22 protein-coding genes are annotated in these 16,224 nt (G+C 71.2%); 15 read left to right on the forward strand and 7 right to left on the reverse strand.

The genetic code is table 11. From position 1 onward, the window contains the following. Positions 1-3: 3 nt before the first annotated feature. Positions 4-861, reverse strand: coding sequence for an SDR family oxidoreductase (locus AMYBE_RS0111830; RefSeq protein ID WP_020659586.1), 858 nt, complete (start codon positions 859-861; stop codon positions 4-6). Between the two features lie 92 nt (positions 862-953). Here AMYBE_RS0111830 and AMYBE_RS0111835 point away from each other — a divergent pair, with 92 nt between their 5' ends. The 7 genes from AMYBE_RS0111835 to AMYBE_RS0111865 are packed head-to-tail and all read left to right on the forward strand — an operon-like array spanning position 954 to position 4,966. After that, on the forward strand, positions 954-1,388 hold the full coding sequence (locus AMYBE_RS0111835; protein WP_154676174.1) for a hypothetical protein: 435 nt from the start codon (positions 954-956) through the stop codon (positions 1,386-1,388). Next, the gene (locus AMYBE_RS0111840) at positions 1,385-1,636 is read left to right on the forward strand and encodes a hypothetical protein (RefSeq protein ID WP_020659588.1); all 252 of its coding nucleotides are present in this window, start codon (positions 1,385-1,387) and stop codon (positions 1,634-1,636) included. Before AMYBE_RS0111835 ends, AMYBE_RS0111840 begins: the two co-directional genes overlap by 4 nt. Then, entirely contained in the window at positions 1,633-1,905 is a 273-nt protein-coding gene (locus AMYBE_RS0111845) for a monovalent cation/H(+) antiporter subunit G (protein ID WP_020659589.1), read from the forward strand. Before AMYBE_RS0111840 ends, AMYBE_RS0111845 begins: the two co-directional genes overlap by 4 nt. Then, complete coding sequence (locus AMYBE_RS0111850; protein ID WP_020659590.1) at positions 1,902-2,144, forward strand: Na(+)/H(+) antiporter subunit B; 243 nt, start codon at positions 1,902-1,904, stop codon at positions 2,142-2,144. The genes AMYBE_RS0111845 and AMYBE_RS0111850 overlap by 4 nt, the downstream gene beginning before the upstream one ends. After that, the gene (locus AMYBE_RS0111855; protein WP_020659591.1) at positions 2,141-2,869 is read left to right on the forward strand and encodes an MnhB domain-containing protein; all 729 of its coding nucleotides are present in this window, start codon (positions 2,141-2,143) and stop codon (positions 2,867-2,869) included. The genes AMYBE_RS0111850 and AMYBE_RS0111855 overlap by 4 nt, the downstream gene beginning before the upstream one ends. Continuing rightward, positions 2,866-3,204: a sodium:proton antiporter gene (locus tag AMYBE_RS0111860; RefSeq protein WP_020659592.1), complete on the forward strand. Its 339-nt coding sequence runs from the start codon at positions 2,866-2,868 to the stop codon at positions 3,202-3,204. Before AMYBE_RS0111855 ends, AMYBE_RS0111860 begins: the two co-directional genes overlap by 4 nt. Before the next feature lie 4 nt (positions 3,205-3,208). After that, complete coding sequence (locus tag AMYBE_RS0111865) at positions 3,209-4,966, forward strand: complex I subunit 5 family protein (RefSeq protein WP_020659593.1); 1,758 nt, start codon at positions 3,209-3,211, stop codon at positions 4,964-4,966. Between the two features lie 4 nt (positions 4,967-4,970). On the opposite strand, the gene AMYBE_RS0111870 is transcribed toward AMYBE_RS0111865, so the two are convergent. Beyond that, complete coding sequence (locus AMYBE_RS0111870; protein WP_020659594.1) at positions 4,971-5,801, reverse strand: aldo/keto reductase; 831 nt, start codon at positions 5,799-5,801, stop codon at positions 4,971-4,973. Positions 5,802-5,840: 39 nt separating this feature from the next. Then, positions 5,841-6,305: an SRPBCC family protein gene (locus AMYBE_RS0111875; RefSeq protein WP_020659595.1), complete on the reverse strand. Its 465-nt coding sequence runs from the start codon at positions 6,303-6,305 to the stop codon at positions 5,841-5,843. A 115-nt stretch (positions 6,306-6,420) separates the two neighbouring features. On the opposite strand from AMYBE_RS0111875, the gene AMYBE_RS0111880 reads away from it, so the two are divergent. Both AMYBE_RS0111880 and AMYBE_RS0111885 read left to right on the forward strand, forming a co-directional pair. Further along, on the forward strand, positions 6,421-7,713 hold the full coding sequence (locus tag AMYBE_RS0111880; RefSeq protein ID WP_020659596.1) for an NAD(P)/FAD-dependent oxidoreductase: 1,293 nt from the start codon (positions 6,421-6,423) through the stop codon (positions 7,711-7,713). Between the two features lie 29 nt (positions 7,714-7,742). Continuing rightward, positions 7,743-8,834, forward strand: coding sequence for an Rv2629 family ribosome hibernation factor (locus AMYBE_RS0111885; RefSeq protein ID WP_020659597.1), 1,092 nt, complete (start codon positions 7,743-7,745; stop codon positions 8,832-8,834). 69 nt (positions 8,835-8,903) lie between these two features. Here AMYBE_RS0111885 and AMYBE_RS0111890 read toward each other — a convergent pair whose 3' ends face one another. Beyond that, positions 8,904-9,332: a CBS domain-containing protein gene (locus AMYBE_RS0111890; protein ID WP_020659598.1), complete on the reverse strand. Its 429-nt coding sequence runs from the start codon at positions 9,330-9,332 to the stop codon at positions 8,904-8,906. 83 nt (positions 9,333-9,415) lie between these two features. Between AMYBE_RS0111890 and AMYBE_RS0111895 the strand changes: the two genes are divergently transcribed. Both AMYBE_RS0111895 and AMYBE_RS0111900 read left to right on the forward strand, forming a co-directional pair. Next, on the forward strand, positions 9,416-10,036 hold the full coding sequence (locus AMYBE_RS0111895) for a UdgX family uracil-DNA binding protein (RefSeq protein ID WP_020659599.1): 621 nt from the start codon (positions 9,416-9,418) through the stop codon (positions 10,034-10,036). A 57-nt stretch (positions 10,037-10,093) separates the two neighbouring features. Beyond that, positions 10,094-10,678: a hypothetical protein gene (locus AMYBE_RS0111900; RefSeq protein WP_020659600.1), complete on the forward strand. Its 585-nt coding sequence runs from the start codon at positions 10,094-10,096 to the stop codon at positions 10,676-10,678. Between the two features lie 111 nt (positions 10,679-10,789). Here the strand turns inward: AMYBE_RS0111900 and AMYBE_RS0111905 are convergent, their stop codons facing one another. Then, a complete protein-coding gene (locus AMYBE_RS0111905; RefSeq protein ID WP_020659601.1) occupies positions 10,790-11,752 on the reverse strand; it encodes a TIGR03557 family F420-dependent LLM class oxidoreductase in 963 nt (320 codons plus the stop codon). Between the two features lie 124 nt (positions 11,753-11,876). Between AMYBE_RS0111905 and AMYBE_RS0111910 the strand changes: the two genes are divergently transcribed. From AMYBE_RS0111910 to AMYBE_RS0111925, 4 genes are read left to right on the forward strand one after another with little or no spacing between them, the layout of a single operon-like run. Beyond that, the gene (locus AMYBE_RS0111910; protein ID WP_027927587.1) at positions 11,877-12,290 is read left to right on the forward strand and encodes a phage holin family protein; all 414 of its coding nucleotides are present in this window, start codon (positions 11,877-11,879) and stop codon (positions 12,288-12,290) included. After that, the gene (locus AMYBE_RS0111915; RefSeq protein ID WP_020659603.1) at positions 12,287-12,610 is read left to right on the forward strand and encodes a DUF3618 domain-containing protein; all 324 of its coding nucleotides are present in this window, start codon (positions 12,287-12,289) and stop codon (positions 12,608-12,610) included. Before AMYBE_RS0111910 ends, AMYBE_RS0111915 begins: the two co-directional genes overlap by 4 nt. Further along, positions 12,607-12,930: a DUF3040 domain-containing protein gene (locus AMYBE_RS0111920; protein WP_020659604.1), complete on the forward strand. Its 324-nt coding sequence runs from the start codon at positions 12,607-12,609 to the stop codon at positions 12,928-12,930. The genes AMYBE_RS0111915 and AMYBE_RS0111920 overlap by 4 nt, the downstream gene beginning before the upstream one ends. Further along, positions 12,927-14,063, forward strand: coding sequence for a glutathione-independent formaldehyde dehydrogenase (locus AMYBE_RS0111925; RefSeq protein ID WP_020659605.1), 1,137 nt, complete (start codon positions 12,927-12,929; stop codon positions 14,061-14,063). The genes AMYBE_RS0111920 and AMYBE_RS0111925 overlap by 4 nt, the downstream gene beginning before the upstream one ends. A 40-nt stretch (positions 14,064-14,103) precedes the next feature. Here the strand turns inward: AMYBE_RS0111925 and AMYBE_RS0111930 are convergent, their stop codons facing one another. Then, positions 14,104-15,108, reverse strand: coding sequence for a Ppx/GppA family phosphatase (locus tag AMYBE_RS0111930; protein ID WP_027927588.1), 1,005 nt, complete (start codon positions 15,106-15,108; stop codon positions 14,104-14,106). Positions 15,109-15,155: 47 nt separating this feature from the next. Beyond that, positions 15,156-16,124: an Lrp/AsnC family transcriptional regulator gene (locus AMYBE_RS0111935; protein WP_020659607.1), complete on the reverse strand. Its 969-nt coding sequence runs from the start codon at positions 16,122-16,124 to the stop codon at positions 15,156-15,158. Between the last annotated feature and the right edge of the window lie 100 nt (positions 16,125-16,224).

Genomic DNA, 16,224 nt, shown 5'->3' on the forward strand with positions numbered 1-16,224 from the left:
CCGTTACCCACCAGGCGTGGTTTCCCCGCCCAGCGCTGCCAGCACCTCGCCGGTGTAGTACGACGAAAGCTTGTTCGCGGCGAGGAACACATACGAAGGGGCGAGATCGTCCGGGTGCGCCGCGCGCTGCATCGGCACCTGCAGACCGAATTTCTCCACCTTCTCCGGCGGGAACGTCGACGGGATCAGCGGTGTCCACACCGGACCCGGCGCGACGCAGTTCACCCGGACGCCGCGGCCGGCCAGCGCCTGCGCCATCGCGTAAGTCCAGGCGTGGATCGCGCCCTTCGTGGCCGAGTAGTCGATGAGCGATTTGTTGCCGCGCAGCCCGTTCACCGAACCGGTGTTGACGATCGTCGCGCCTTCCTTCAGGTGCGGGAGGGCAGCGGCGGTCACTCGGAAATAGCTGTGGATGTTCACGTCGAACGTGTGCAGCCACTGCTCTTCGGTGAGGTCTTCGGGCCGGTCCACCGGCCACTGCGTCGCCGCGTTGTTGACCAGGATGTCCAGCCCGCCCAGCCCGGTCAGCGTCTGCTCGACGACGTCCCGGCACTGCTGCGGCTGGGCCAGGTCGCCGGGCAGCAGCAGGCATTGCCGGCCTTCGGCGCGCACGCGGCCCGCGGTGTACTCGGCGTCTTCGTGCTCGTTCAGATACGCGATCGCGACGTCGGCCCCCTCTTTGGCGAACGCGATCGCGACCGCGCGGCCGATCCCGGAATCCCCGCCGGTGATCAGCGCGCGCTGACCGGCGAGCAGGCCCCGCCCCTCGTACTCGGTCATCGAATCCCGCGGTCGCGGGTCCATCTCGGCCGTGCTGCCTGGCGGCTCCTGCCGCTGCGGCGGGCGAATCCGGTCCGTCATGCGGTCCTCCCACAGAGTTGGCTGCGCTCCGGTTACCCGATCGGCCACGAGGCAATCGGACGGTTATGCGGCGGCGGACGGGGTATCCGCCGGTGGTGCGTCGAGAACTCGTGTACTGGTGGCTGGTACTCGTGGCGGTGTGGCTGTGCACCGCCGCGAGCCTGAGCTTGCCGGAGGCCGTGGCAGCAGCGGTCGCGGCGCTCCCCTGCGCTCTTCTCGCCGCAGCCTCGCGAAGAGCTCTACGCGGAGTGCCTCGTCCGCGGCTGCGCTGGTGGCGGTGGTTCACCCGGGTACCGCAGACCGCGGTGGCCGAAACCGTTGCCGCGCTGCGCACTTCAGGACCAGGGCGGACCGAAGAGCTGGCGCTGCCTCGTGATCGCCTAGCCGCACGCCAGGCGGTCGCGACTGTCGCGATCGGACTCTCGCCGGGCACGATCGTGGCCGACGTGCCGGAACGAGATGCGGCGGTGCTGGTGCACCGGCTGGTCCCGGGCCGTTCGCGAATACTCGACCGGGTGCGGCGATGACCGGCTGGCTGATCGTCGCGGCGGTGTTGATCGCGACCGGGCTCGGCCCGGCATTGCTGCTCGCCGCGCGCGGCGGACCAGTCGAGCGGCTGATCGGCCTGGAACTGTCCGCCTCGATCACCGTCCTGGCACTGCTGTGCCTCGTGCAGGCGTACGGTCCCGCCAGCGCGCTGATCCTGCCGCTGGTCCTGGTCGTCCTCGCGTTCGCGGGCACGCTTGTGTTCACCCGGCTGCTCGGTTCGCGATGAACCCCGTCGCCGCGGTCCTCACGTTCGCCGGCGCGGCGGTCGTTCCCTTCGCGGCGTACGGCGCGCTTCGCGCCCGCGGCGCGCTCGCCCGCCTGCATTTTCTTTCCCCGGTCACCACGATCGCCGGGCCGCTGATCGGGCTAGGACTGATAGTCGAAGTCGGCTGGAACCTCGCGTCCGCCCAGATCGCGGTCACCGTCGCGCTGCTCGCGATCACCGGTCCGGTACTGCAAACGGCGACCGCCCGGCTGGAACGGGACCGCCGGTGACCACCGTGCTGTCCCTGCTCCTGCTGGCGCTTGCCGCGGCGGCGGGCTTCGCGGTCGTGCGCACCTCCGACCCGGCTCGCCAAGCACCCACTCTCTCGGTCTACAGCCTCGTGCTGACGCTGCTGTTCGTCGTGCTCCAGGCACCGGACGTGGCACTGTCCGAGCTGGCCGTCGGCTCGGCGATCGTCCCGCTCCTGGTACTGCTGACACTTCGCAAGGTCCGCGGAGGAAAGCCGTGACCCGCCGTTTCCGCACGATCCTGGCGTTCGCCGGAGCGCTGGCGCTCGCCGTCCTGCTCGGGGCCGCGTTCGCCCGGACCCCGGCCGCGACCCAGGTCTACCTCGCTCTCGCCCGCCCGGCCGGCCGGGCGCACGAGACGCCGAACCTGGTGTCCTCCATCAACTTCGACCTGCGTGCTCTCGACACCCTCGGCGAGGAGACCATCGTCGCGGCTGCCGTGGTCGGCACGCTGTCGCTGCTGTCGCTCTCTCCCGGCGAACGACGCCGGCTGAACCCGGACCACCGCCCGGTGCTGCCCGCGGTGCGCATCTTCGGCTACGTCCTGCTGCCGATCACGTTCCTGCTCGGCATCGACGTCGTCCTGCACGGGCACCTCACCCCCGGCGGCGGGTTCCAGGGCGGCGTCGTACTCGCCACCGGCTGGCATCTGCTGTACCTGGCAGGCGACTACCCGGCACTCGCGCGGCTGCGCCCGATCGCCTGGTGCGAATACGCGGAAGCCACCGGCACCGGCCTGTACGTGGTGACCGGGCTGGCCGGCCTCGTCGCGGCCGGCTCATTCCTGACCAACTTCCTTCCGTTCGGCAGCTGGACCGCGCTGCCGTCCGCGGGCACCGTGCCGCTGCTGAGCTTTTTCGTCGGGGTCGAGGTCGCGGCCGGTTTCGTCGTCCTGCTGGCGCGCTTTCTGGAGCAGGGTTTGCTGCCGGACAAGGAGACCGCGTGATCACCGCCTACAGCTGCTACGCCGTCGCCGCCTGGCTGCTGCTCGTCGGCAGCCTCGGCATCGTGCACAGCCGCGACCTGGTGCACACCGTCGTGTCGCTGTCCGTCGCGCAATCCGGCACCTACGTCTTCCTGCTGGGCATCGGGTTCCGGCCGGCCGCCAGCCCGCCGATCCTGCCCGCCGGCCCCGTGGTCGACCCGATGGTGCAGGCGATGACCCTGACCGACATCGTGGTGTCCGCGACGATCACCGCGCTGCTGCTCGCCATCACCGTCCAGGTCTCCCGGCGGCACGGCACGATCGTGCCCGACGAGCTCCGCGCGCTGCGGGGATGACGCCGTGCTGCCCGCCCTCACGATCGCGGTGCCGCTGCTCGGTGCGTGCCTGCTTCTGGCCACCGGCAGGTTCCTGCCTCGACCGGTGGTCGACGCGCTCGCCACCGCGCTGTCCGTCGGCACCGCGGGTCTGCTCTTCGCACTGGTGCTGGTTTGCCGGCGGGGGCGGGTCGTGGACTGGGTCGGCGGTCACGGCCCTCAAGGCGCCCGCTCGGTCGGCACGGTGCTGGTCGCCGACGAACTGTCCGCACTGCTGGGCCTGGTCGCCGGTCTGCTCACCGTTTTCGCGCTGCTTTACAGCTGGCGGTACTTCGCCGTCGCGGAGGCGCGGTTCCACGCGATGATGCTGCTCTTTCTCACCGGCATGCTGGGGTTTCTCTTCACCGGCGATCTGTTCACCCTGTTCGTCTTCTTCGAACTGATGAGCGCGGTCGCGTACGCCCTCACCGGGTACCAGGTCGAGGAAGCCGAATCCGTGCAGGGCGCGCTGACCTTCGGCGTGGTCAATTCCCTCGGCGCGTACTTCTCTCTGATGGGCATCGGCCTGCTCTATGCCCGCACCGGGCAGCTCGGGCTCGCACAGCTCGGCGCTGCCCTCTCGCACGGACCGCGGGATCTGCTCGTGGTGGCCGCGTTCGCGTTCGTCTCGACTGGCCTGCTGGTCAAGGCCGCCGCGGTGCCGTTCCATTTCTGGCTGGCCGACGCGCACGCGGTCGCGCCTACCCCGGTGTGCGTGCTGTTCTCCGGAATCATGGTCGAACTCGGCCTGTACGGGCTCTTCCGGGTACAGCGCATAGTGTTCGACCCGGTGCTGCCCACCGCACTGCCGCACGTCGCGACTGTTCTGGGCATCGGCACCGCCGTGCTCGGCGCGGTGCTCTGCTGCACCCAGCGCCACCTCAAACGGCTGCTCGCTTTCTCCACCGTGGCGCACACCGGGGTTTTCCTCGGCGGACTGTCCGCTGCGAACGCTTCGGCGCTGGCCGGATTCGGGCTGTCGGTGGCCGGCCACGCAGGAGTCAAGGGCACGCTGTTCCTGCTCACTGGCATCCTGCGTGACCGCTACCGCAGCGTTGACGTGGACGATCTGCACGGGCGAGTCGAACACTCCCGGTTCGAGGCGGTGCTGTTCCTGCTGGCCGGGCTCGCGCTCGCCGGGCTGCCGCCGTTCGCCCTCGCCCTGGGCAAGGCGACCGCGGAAGACGCTGGGCCGAGCTGGCTGCTGCCGGTCTCGGCTCTCGTTTCGGTCGCGACCGCGGGTGCGGTGATGCATGCGGGTGCCCGGATCTACTTCGGACTCGGCGCCCCGCCGCCGCGCGACGCGGAGGACACCACAAGCGGTGAGCACGAGGAACCGGAGACCGGCAGGCGGATCGCCGGAACGCCCGCGGTGATGGCAGCCTCCGCGGCCGGACTTCTGGCGCTGGCGCTGGCGGCGGGCCTTCTGCCGGCGGTCCGCGAGTGGGCTTCGATCGCCGGGGCTCAGGCCGCCGACCGGATCGGCTATCTCCACGCCGTCCTGCCCGCGCTGCCCGCTGGCGCCGCACCCGATCCGGCAGACGCGGACGCGAGCTGGCGGACTTCGGGAGTCGTCACCGGCCTGCTGACCGCGTCGGCCGGGGCCGCCGCGGTGGCGTTCTGGCACCGCTGGCGGGTCCCGGCGTGGCCGAGCCTGCACCGGCTCCACTCCGGTCACGTCGGCGACTACGTCGCCTGGCTTCTCGCCGGAGTGCCGCTGCTGGCGGCATTGGTGCTGGCCTGAGGGGTCAGCCCTCGAACGTCGACGGGTCCGGCCCGAGCCGGCGTCCCTCGTCCAGCCCGTCGATCGCCGCCAGCTCAGCCTCGTCCAGCTCGATGTCCGCGACGTCCAGATTCTCCCGGATCCGCTCCGCGTGCACGGACTTCGGGAAAACCACCCGGCCGCGCCGCAGGTGCCAGGCCAGCACGATCTGCGCCGGGGTCCGGCCGTGCTTGCCGGCCAGGTCGGCCAGCACGGCCGCGCCGAGCACCCGGCCCTGCCCGAGCGGGCTCCAGGCTTCGGTGACGATGCCGTGCGCACGGTGGTATTCCGACAGTTCCCGCTGCTGGAAGGCCGGATGCAGCTCGATCTGGTTGACCTCGGGCAGCGGGCCGCCGTGTTCGGCGAGCCGGTCCAGGTCCTCCGGCCGGAAGTTGGACACCCCGATGGCCCGGGTCTTGCCCGCCTTCTGGAGTTCGTCGAACGCCTCCCAGGTGCGGAGGAACTTGCCCCGGCCGGGAAGCGGCCAGTGGATCAGGTAGAGGTCGACATACTCGGTTCCGAGCCGCTCCAGGCTGCCCTCCAGCGCGGTGATCGCGTTGTCGTGGCCGTGCGCGTCGTTGGCCAGTTTCGTGGTGACGAAGACATCCTCGCGGGCCAGCCCCGAATCCCGGATGCCCTGCCCCACCCCCGCCTCGTTCCGGTACATCTGCGCGGTGTCAATGTGGCGGCAGCCCGCCTCCAGGGCCGTCCGGACGACGTTCGCGGTGTCGTCCGGCGGCACCTGGAACACGCCGATTCCGATCTGCGGCAAGCTGGCCCCGCCGGGCAGCGGGACGCTCGGGATGTCAACAGCCATGCCGAACGCATACCCGCGCCCGGCGGAGACCGAAACGTCTCACTGGCCAGGCCGCGGCACCTCGCCCCGCCAGGCCCCGGTCGCCCGGCCGCGCTCTTCGACGTAGTGCTTGAACCGGGCCAGGTCTCCCTTCACCCGCCGGTCCAGGACGCCCAGCTTGTCCGCGGCCTGCTCGGCGAAACCGTCGGGATCGAATTCCATCTGCGCGGTCACCCGCGTCCGGGTGTCGGCGAGGCGGTGGAAGGTCACCACGCCGGCGTGGTCCGGGCCCGAATCTGCCCGCCAGGCCACCCGCTCGTCGGGATGCTGCTCGGTGATGGTCGCGTCGAATTCCCGGCTCACCCCGCCGAAACGGGTGACCCAGTGCGTGTGCGTCGCGTCGAGCTGGCGGACTTCCTCCACCCCCTCCATGAATTCGGGGAAGGACTCGAACTGAGTCCACTGGTCGTAGGCGGTGGTCACCGGGACTTCGACGTCCACGATTTCGGTGATCGTGCTGCTCATGCGCTCCTCCTCGAACGGGGCTTTCCCGCTACGGCTTGCCCGGCCGCACCCCGCCGAAACCCGCGTGATTGCCCGCTCTCGCCACGGGTACCCGGGCGGCGGAAGGAGGCCGCCCATGCGAGTCGTGATCGTCGGCGGCGGGTTCGCGGGCTACCACGCCGCGGAAACGCTGCTGCGGACTCTCGGCGACCGCGCCGAGATCGTCGTCTTGAACCCCACTGACTACTTCCTCTACCTCCCGCTGCTGCCCGAGGTCGGCACCGGGATCGTGGACCCCCGGCACGTGTCCGTGTCCATTCCGGACACTCTGCGCGGCGTGCGGCTGGTCCTCGGCACCGCCGCTTCGGTCGACTTCGATGCCCGCGAGGTCGGCTATACCGATCCGGAAGACCAGGAACGGACGCTGAGCTACGACCGGCTGATCCTGGCCGCGGGCAGCGTCAACAAGCTGCTGCCGATTCCCGGCGTCGCCGAGCACGCACATGGATTCCGCGGCCTGCCCGAGGCGCTGTACCTGCGCGACCACGTGACGCGGCAGATCGAACTGGCCGCCGCCACCGACGACCCGGCCGAGCGCGACGCCCGGTGCAACTTCGTCGTCGTCGGAGCCGGATACACCGGAACCGAGGTCGCCGCGCAGGGCCCGGCGTTCACCAGCGCGCTCGCGCGGCGGCATCCGGAGCTCGCCGGACAGCCGATCCGCTGGCAGCTGCTCGACATCGCCGACCGGGTGCTGCCTGAGCTGGACCCGCGGCTCGGCGCCACCGCGGACCAGGTGCTGCGCGAGCGCGGCGTCGAAGTCCGGATGAAGACTTCCGTCGACCGCGCCGACGCGGAAGGCGTCACGCTCACCACCGGCGACTCCGTGCCCACCCGCACTCTCGTGTGGTGCGTCGGCGTCCGTCCGGACCCGCTGGTCGCGCATCTCGGCCTGGAAACCGTGCGGGGCAGGCTGGTCGTGACCCCGGAGCTGACCGTACCCGGCCGAACTGACGTGTTCGCCTGCGGCGACGCCGCCGCGGTGCCCGATCTCACCCGTCCGGGCGAGACCACTCCGATGACGGCACAACACGCGCAACGGCAGGGCAAACTGGCCGGCCGCAACGTCGCCGCATCGCTCGGCACCGGCCGCCCGCGCCGCTACCGGCACCGGGACCTCGGCTTCGCCGTCGACCTCGGCGCCCGCGCGGGCGCGGCGAATCCGCTGCACGTCCCGCTCGCCGGCCGCGCGGCACGGCTCGTGACCCGCGCCTACCACCTGTTCTCGCTGCCGGGCAATCGCCTGCGCACCGCCGCCGACTGGGCGTTCGAAGCGGCGAGCCACCGCCAGACCGTCCAGCTCGGACTGGTCCGCGCCGGCGCCGTGCCGCTGGACACCGCCTCGCCCGAGCTGCCGCGAACCAGGTGACGCCCCATCAGGACCGGAGGAAATCCACAGTGGACACAGCGGAACTGCACGCATTGCTGACCGACGGACCGTTCGTCTCCGTGCACTTCGACGAATCGCACGACACCGAGGACGCCGCCAAGCAACTTCGGCTGCGGCTCAAGGAGATCGATGCCGCGCTGGACGAGCAGGGCGCGGACCGGCCGACCGCGGAAGCCGTCCTGCACACGGCAGCCGCCGACCCGCCGCCGGTGGGCCAAGGCGGACGCAGCCTGGTCGCCGCGCACGGCGCCGTCCTGCTCGACCGGCGGCTCGCCGCCCCGCCGCCCGCCCAGGAGGCGCGGTACTCGGCGCTGCCATACTTTCTGCCGACCGTGACGCACACCGACGACGTGCCGGTCCACTTGGTGGTGCTCGTCGACCGGGTCGGTGCGGACATGGAGCTGCACCGCGCCGACGGCAGCGTCGAGACGGAGACCGTACGAGGGCAGGATCATCCCGTGCACAAGGTCCGGGGCGGCGGCCCGGCACACCGCGACATCCAGTCGCACGCCGAGCAGACCGCCCACCAGAACCTCGCCGAAGTCGCCGACCGGGTGGCCAAGGCCGCCGAACGCGCCCGGCCGCGGGTGATCGTGCTGGCCGGGGAGGTGCAGGCGCGCGCCGAGCTGCACGACCGCCTTTCCGCGCCGGTCCGGGCGATCACCGCGGAAGTCGACACCGGCGGACGCGCTCCCGGCGCCGACCGCGCCGAGCTGGACCGCTCGGTCCGCGAACTGCTGGCCGGACGGCGCCTGGTCGAGCTAGACGACCTCGCCGAACGCTTCCGGGCCGAGTCCGCCCGCCGGTCGGGCTTGGCAGCGAACGGTCTGCCGTCGGTCGCCGGCGCGCTCGCCGCGGCGAACGTCGACACTCTGTTGATCAGCGACCCCGGCGACGCCGCGGTGTACACCGGCCCAGAGCCCGCGCAGGTCGGCGTCCGCGCGGGCGACCTGGAAGCCAGCGGGGTCGACCATCCAGTCCGCCGCCGAGCAGACGAGGCCTTGCCGTACGCGGCGGTGGCAGTCGGAGCGGACGTCGTGGTGATGGACGAACGGCTCGAACTTGCCGACGGGTTCGGCGCGATCCTGCGCCACGCGTAGTGCTGATCATCCGCCAGTCGTGACTGAGGTGAGCCCAGGCCTCCCCGGCTTGGGCTCACCTCGCGGTCGTCAATCGTAGGACAGGGCTTCCACCAGCACCCCGGTGTCCGGGTTCGGCATGGCCCGGGCCACGTCCGCCTGGGCGACGATGCCGACCAGTTCGTGGCCGTCGATGACCGGCAGCCGGCGGACCCGGTGCTGCGCCATCGTCTGCAAGATCTCGGTCACGTCGTCGTCCGCGCCGATCGTGACGGCTTCGCCCTGGGCCAGCTCACCGGCGTGCACCGCACGCGGGTCCTTGCCCTCGGCCAGCACTTTCACCACCAGGTCGCGATCGGTCAGCATGCCAGTCAGCCGGCCGTCCTCGCCGCAGATCGGCAGCGAGCCCAGTTGCTCGCGGGCCATCGTCTGGGCCGCGTCGTGCGCCGTGTCCGACGCGCGGACGCACACCGGGTCGGCGGTCATCAACGCGCGGGCCGTGGTCGTCGCGTTCGTCATCGCGCACTCTCCTTTCTTCGACCGGACACCGGCTACCCCGCTGCCCCGGGTTTACGCCTACCCGCCGAGGGAATCCCGGACCGGTGCCGGAACTCGACGGAGCCCGGCCGCCCCGGACGGCCGACCTGCGCCGTCTCCAGGAGGCGGCGGCGCAGTGCCAAGGTTGTGAGCTGTACCGCGACGCCACGCAGACCGTGTTCGGCTCCGGACCGGCGACCGCGGACCTGTTCGTCGTCGGCGAGCAACCCGGGGATCGTGAGGACCGCGCCGGGGAACCGTTCGTCGGCCCGGCCGGGCAGCTGCTCGACCGGGCGCTGCGGGAAGCCGGTTTCGACCGCGCGCACCTCTACCTCACCAACGCCGTGAAGCACTTCAAGTTCGTCCGTGCGGAACGCGGCAAACGGCGGCTGCACCAGAAACCCGGCCGCGCCGAGGTCCGCGCCTGCCGACCGTGGCTGGAGGCCGAGCTGCGCGCGGTTCAGCCCCGGCTGATCCTGGCGCTCGGCGCGACCGCGGCGCAGGCCCTGCTCGGGCCTGCGTTCAAGCTCACTGCCCATCGCGGCGAACCGATCGCGTCGGATGAGCTGGTCCCGGCGGTCATCGCGACCGTGCACCCCTCCGCCGTCCTGCGTGCCCCCGATCGCGACGTTGCCTACCGCGCTTTCCTCGCCGACCTCACCGCGGCGCGGTCGGCCCTCGACTGACTGTCCACAGCGGACTCGTGCCCGCGACGCCTGTCCGTAGCGAGAAAGGAGCAGCACATGCCCGACGCGACCCCGGCCGACCCGATCCGCGGCGATGGGCCGCCACTGGTCACCGCAGGACAGCCCGGCGCCCGGCGGCTGATTGTGCTGGACCCGGCGGGCTCGGCCAAACACGACGGCCTGCCCGCGACCTGGCGTCCGCTGGCCGACGACCACGAGATCCTCTGGTGCCGGCTGCCCGTGCCCGGCGCCTGGGACAAGTGCGCGGAGGTGCTCGCCGAGCCCGCTGGGCCGCTGCGTCTGAGCGATCTCGTCGCCAGCGGCCCGGTCGCGACCGAAGCGTTGCGGGCCGCCGCCCGCTTCCCGTCCGCGCTGCGGTCGGTACTTCTCGTCGACCCCGCAGCGGAGGGCGTGGTGAGCCCCGGCGACGCGGCCGCCGAAGACCAAGCCTGGTTCGCGAAGCACGGCAACGAGATCGCGGTGCTGCGCGAATCAGGTACCGAAGTCCGGGTGATCGCGCACAGCACGGAAACCCCCGACGACCAGGTCCCCGCACCGCTGCCGCTTGGGCACGGACGGGTCGTCCAGGCCCTGCGCGAAACCCTTGACGACCTGCCCGCGATCCGCCGTCCGGACTTCTGACCCGCTCCGGAAAGTCCGTGAAGGGCCCCTTCAGAGAATCCACGTCCGTGAAGGGCCCCTTGAGGGAACCCAAGCCCCTCAAGGGGCCCTTCACGGACGTGGGGCGAAATATCACCGCAGCGCGGGAAGCAGCTCCTGGCGCGCGAACTCCAGGAAACCGGGTTGCCGCTCCGCGCCGCCGACCTGGACCAGCGCCAGATCAGTGAACCCGGCCTCGGCGAACCGCGCCGCCGCCTCCCGGATCGGCTCGACGTCCGGCCCGCACGGAATGCCTGCCGCCACGTCTTCTTCGCGCACGTACTGGGTGGCTTCGGCGAACGCCCGGGTGCCCGGGAGCTCGGCGTTGACCGGCCAGCCGCCGCCGAACCAGCGGAACTGCTCGTGCGCCCGCCGGACCGCCGCGTCGCGGTCCGGGTCCCAGCACACCGGCAGCTGCCCGATCTTGCGGGTCGGCGGACCGAGCCGGGTGCGATCCCATTGCGCGCACAGGGACGCGTCCGGTTCCACCGCCACCATCGCGTCCGCCACCGGGGCGAACCGCCGCACCGATCGCGCGCCGGACACCGCGATCGCGATCGGGACCCGCGTCGAGTGGAGGTCCCAGAGCTTGGCGGCATCCACCCGGAAATAGTCGCCCGCGTAGCTGAAAACGCCGCCGTCGAAGAGCCCGCCGATGATCTGCACGGCCTCGGCGAGCCGGTCGTGCCGCGCGGAAACCGCGGGCCAGTCCCGGCCGACCACGTGTTCGTTCAGGTTCTCCCCGGAGCCCAGTCCCAACGTGAACCGGCCGCCGGACAACAGCTGCACAGTCGCCGCCTTCTGCGCCACCACCGCGGGGTGGTAGCGCATCGTCGGGCACGTAACCAGCGTCATCAGCTCCACCCGCGCGGTCGCCTGTGTCACCGCCCCCAGCACACTCCACGCGTACGGCGCGTGGCCCTGTTCGGCCAGCCAAGGCGAATAGTGGTCGCTGCAGACCTCGAAGTCGAAGCCGGCCTCCTCCGCGGCGGCCGCACCGCGGACCAGTTCCCGCGGCCCGGTCTGTTCGGTCATCAAGGTGTAGCCGATGCGCATGGTTTCCCTTCCGGATGGCTCGCCGATCGCGTCCGCGGCACGGCTACCCGCTGCCCGCTCGCTTCACCCGCGCGCGTTTGCCCTCCGCTGGCACGGGTACGCGAGACAGGTGAAGGGAGAAACCGTGTTGGAGGAAATGAACCGGACGCCCGCCCGCGAGAAGTCCACTGCGGAGCTGGCGGCTGATCTGAGCGTTGAGGTCCGGCACCTGATCAACGACGAGTTCCGGCTCGCCCAGGCGGAACTGCGCGGGAAGGCCAAGCGGCTCGGCATCGGAGCTGGCATGGCCGGTGCGGCCGCGACGGCGGCGTTCTTCGGCGGTGGCGTGCTTGTGGCCGCTGCCGTGCTCGGACTCGCCCTCGTGCTGCCGGCGTGGCTGGCCGCGCTGCTGATCGGAGCGGCGCTGCTGCTGGCCGCTGGTGTCGCCGCCCTGCTCGGCAAGAAGCAGGCTCAGCGCGCGGTGCCGCCGCTGCCGGAGGAAGCCGTCGAAGGGGTCCGAGAGGACATCGACGTCGTCAAACGGGAGGTGCGGTCATGACGGAGCAGAAACCGTTGCCGTCCGAGGCAGATGTCGCGCGCGCCGACCGCGACGTGACGCGGGAAGAGCTGGCGGAGACACTGGACGCGCTGGGCCACAAGCTCGATGTCCGGTCCCGGGCAGCGGAGCGGGTCGACGCCACGATCGACCAGGCGACCGCGAAGGTCGCCCAGACCGTGCCGCCGCCCGCAGCCGAGACGTTCCGCGCGGGAGCGCTCGCTGTGCGCAACAAGCCAGTTCCGGTGTTCGCGGCGGTGTTCGCCACGGTGGTGCTGGTCCGGCTGCTCGCCCGTCGCCGCCGCGGGCGGCGGGAACGGTGACCGCCTCGCGGCCGGAGGGTCGTCCAGCGCTGTCAGAAGGAGAGCAGCTCGCGCTCCGGGCCATTGAGCGCGACCTGCGCACCACCAATCCCGAACTCGCCAGCGCGATCGCCCGCGGGATTCGCAGCCAGCATTGGCGCTGGAAGGCGATCCTGGTGCTGGCCGACGTGACCGGCGTGCTGCTGGTCGCCAGCGGCGTGCTGGCCGGGGAAGCCGATCTCGCGACCCTGGGAGTGCTGGCGCTGGCCGCGCTCATCGGGACGCCGATCGTGGTGCGCCGCAAGAAAATCCGCCGCCTCGCCGAGAGGGAGCGAACATGAAGGCAGTGCGTTACCGGGGCCCGCGCAGCATCGAGCTGGCGGAGGTCCCCGAACCCGCGATCCGGGAACCGGCGGACGCGATCGTCAAGATCACCACGACCAACATCTGCGGTTCCGACCTGCACATGTACGAGGGACGCACGGATGTCGAACCGGGCAAGATCCTCGGCCACGAGAACATGGGCGTGGTCGTCGAAGTCGGCGGCGGCGTCGCGCGGCGCAAGGTCGGCGACCGCGTGTCGGTGCCGTTCAACATCGCCTGCGGCACCTGCCGCAACTGCTTGGCCGGCTGGACTTCGTTCTGCCTGCGCACCAACCCCGTCGACGGAGTGGACGGGGCCGCTTACGGCTATGCCGGGATGGGGCCCTACGACGGCGGCCAGGCGGAGTACCTGCGAGTGCCCTACGCCGACTTCAACCTTCTCGAGCTGCCGCCCGGCCTCGAATACGAGAATGATTTCACGCTGTTGTCCGACGTGTTCCCGACCGGCTGGCACGGAACCGAACTGGCCGGCCAGCGCCCCGGCGACCGGGTAGTCGTGTTCGGCGCCGGCCCGGTCGGCTTGCTGGCCGCTCACAGCGCGCTGATCCGCGGCGCCGCGGAAGTGTATGTCGTGGACAAGGAACCCGACCGGCTCGCCCTCGCCCGCGAGGCGGGCGCGACGGCGATCGACCTCGCCGAAGCCGACCCGGTCGACCAGATCCTCGCCGCGACCGGCGGAGAGGGCGCGGACTGCGGTGTCGAAGCGGTCGGCTACCAGGCACACGACCAGACCGGCCAGGAACATCCGGAACTGGTGCTGGACAACCTGATCGAATGCGTGCGCTCCACCGGGGGCGTCGGCGTCGTCGGCGTCTACCTGCCGCAGGACCCAGGCGCGGCCACCCAGAACGCGCAAGACGGCCGGATCGCCTTCGACTTCGGCCGCGCGTTCCAGAAGGGCCTGCGCATCGGCACCGGCCAATGCCCGGTCAAGCGGTACAACCGGGAACTGCGGGACTTGATCATCTGCGACCGCGCGAGCCCGGCGTTCGTCGTGTCGCACGAATTGCCCCTGGACCAGGCGGCGGAGGGCTACGAGCGGTTCGATCGGCGCGAGGACGGCTGGACCAAGGTTCTGCTGCGCCCGTGATCCCGGGACCGGCGGTCGGCGCGGATCCAGACCGGCGCGGTCAGGAGGTCGCGGCCAGCTCCAGCACGGTTTCCGGGGCGGCGGGCAACGTGAGCGGCCGCAGCGGCATCGCCGCGCGAGCAGCAATGTTCTCCAAGTGGCACAACATGATTCCTTCGCGAAGCGCCCACGGGCATACCTCGACCGAATCCAGTCCCAGCGCGGTCATCGCGGCTTCGGCGACCACCGCGCCGGTCACGATCTGCCGGGACCGCGATTTCGACACGCCGCGCAACTTCCCGCGTTCGACGACCGACAGCTTGGCCAGCCGCGGGACCAGCTCCCGGAGATCGCTTCGGCGCAAGGTCCGGCTGGTGAACGGTCCGTGCCGCTGGGGCGCTGCGCCCGCGAGACGGGCCAGCTGCTTGAACGTCTTGGATGTCGCGACGGCCCGGCGCGGCTCCCCCTCCCAGCGCATCCGGTCGACGACCTTGGCCAGTCCGTCCCGGGTGTGCCGGCGAATCGCCTTGAGCTGCCTGGCCGTCGGCCGATCGGCCGGTGCGAGGTCCCGGGTCAGCTTTCCCGCGCCGAGCGGCAACGACACTGCCATCGCGGGATCGACGTCGCGCCCGAGCACGACCTCCATCGAGCCACCGCCGATGTCGACCACCAGCAGCTGTCCTGCCGACCAGCCGTACCAGCGGCGGGCCGCGAAGTAGGTCAGCCTGCCTTCGTCGGACCCGGAGAGATACTGCGGCCGGACGCCGGAAACCTCCTCGATCCGGTCGAGCACCTGGTCCCGGTTCGTGGCGTCACGCACGGCCGCGGTGACGAACGGGTAGAGCAGCTCGGCCCCCAGCCGGTCTGCTGCCAGGACGCCGCGCCCTGCCGCGGCCGCGACCTGCTCCATCCCGGCTGCGCTCACCGCACCGTCCGCGCCCAGTTCTTGGGCGAGCAGCGTCGGTTCCTTGACCGCCTGCAGCGGCAACGGCGGTGCGCCGGGTGCCAGGTCGGCGACTTGCAGCTGAGCAGAATTCGATCCGATGTCCAGCACGGCGAGTCTCATCGCACTGGGATACCCCGGCCGGTGCGCGATAACCGCCGATCTGCTTGTCAGTCCTCCGGACGGACGCGGCCCGCGCGTTTGACCGAGCTGAGAATCGGCGTCACTTCCAGGTCTCGGATACCGGCGAGCGATCCGACCGTTTCGGTGAGGAACCGGTACAGCCCGTCCAGGTTTTCTGCCGCGACCGCCACGAGCAGGTTCGCCGATCCGGTGGTCGCGGCGGTGAAGCGTACCTGCGGATGACGGCTGACCGTGTCTCCGATCGCGCCCAGTTCGCCGGGGCTGGCGGAGATCCACAGCAACGCCTCGCTGGCGATGCCGAGCAGGCGGAGATCCACTTCGCAGGTCAGCCGTATCAGGTGCGCGGCGAGCAGCTGGTCGAGCCGGCGGCGCACGGTCGAGGCCGAGGTGCCCAGTCGGGCCGCCAGTTCGTGGTAGCTGGCGCGCGCGTCGAGCGACAACTCGGCGATGAGCGCTTCGTCCAGCGGCTGGATCGGCGGCGCGTCGGCCGGCGGGTGCGAAAACGACGCGAGTGCGGCGAATTCGTCCGGGTGCAACAGGCCCGCGCTCCAGGCGAAGCCTGCCGTGAACACCCGCATCAGGTCGTGCGCCTCCCACGACTGCACGTCCGCGGTGGCGGGCAAATCCCGCAGCAGGAGCGCGTTTCGCGCTTCTGGTCCGTCCAGGAAGAGCACGGTGCTGATTTCGTTGCCGCCGCCCAGAATGTCCACCCACACCGTGTCCGGTCGACGAGCGAGCCCGGCGGCGATCGCCTTGATCCGGCTCGGGCGGCACCGGATCCGCAACGCCATCGGCACGATCCGGGGAAACCGCGCGGGATTGCGGACCGCCGTGGGCCGCAGCGTCCCGTCGTGCAACAGCGGCGAGGCCCGGCGGAGCACCGTGCGCTCCGACAAGCCCAGTACCTCGGCGACGGCCCGCCACGACGCCCGCGGCGACGCCATCAGCACCGCGGCGATCCGGCGGTCGATCTCATCCACGAGGACCTGTCCCATATCACGCATAATCACATACTTGCTGTCGTAACTCCGTCATTATCAGTGCGGTTGTCGCTGGTTTCGTGCGTTCCCCGGTAGACCGAGGAGGTCCCGCACC

It is taken from the genome of Amycolatopsis benzoatilytica AK 16/65 (assembly GCF_000383915.1).
GTDB classification, from domain to species: domain Bacteria; phylum Actinomycetota; class Actinomycetes; order Mycobacteriales; family Pseudonocardiaceae; genus Amycolatopsis; species Amycolatopsis benzoatilytica.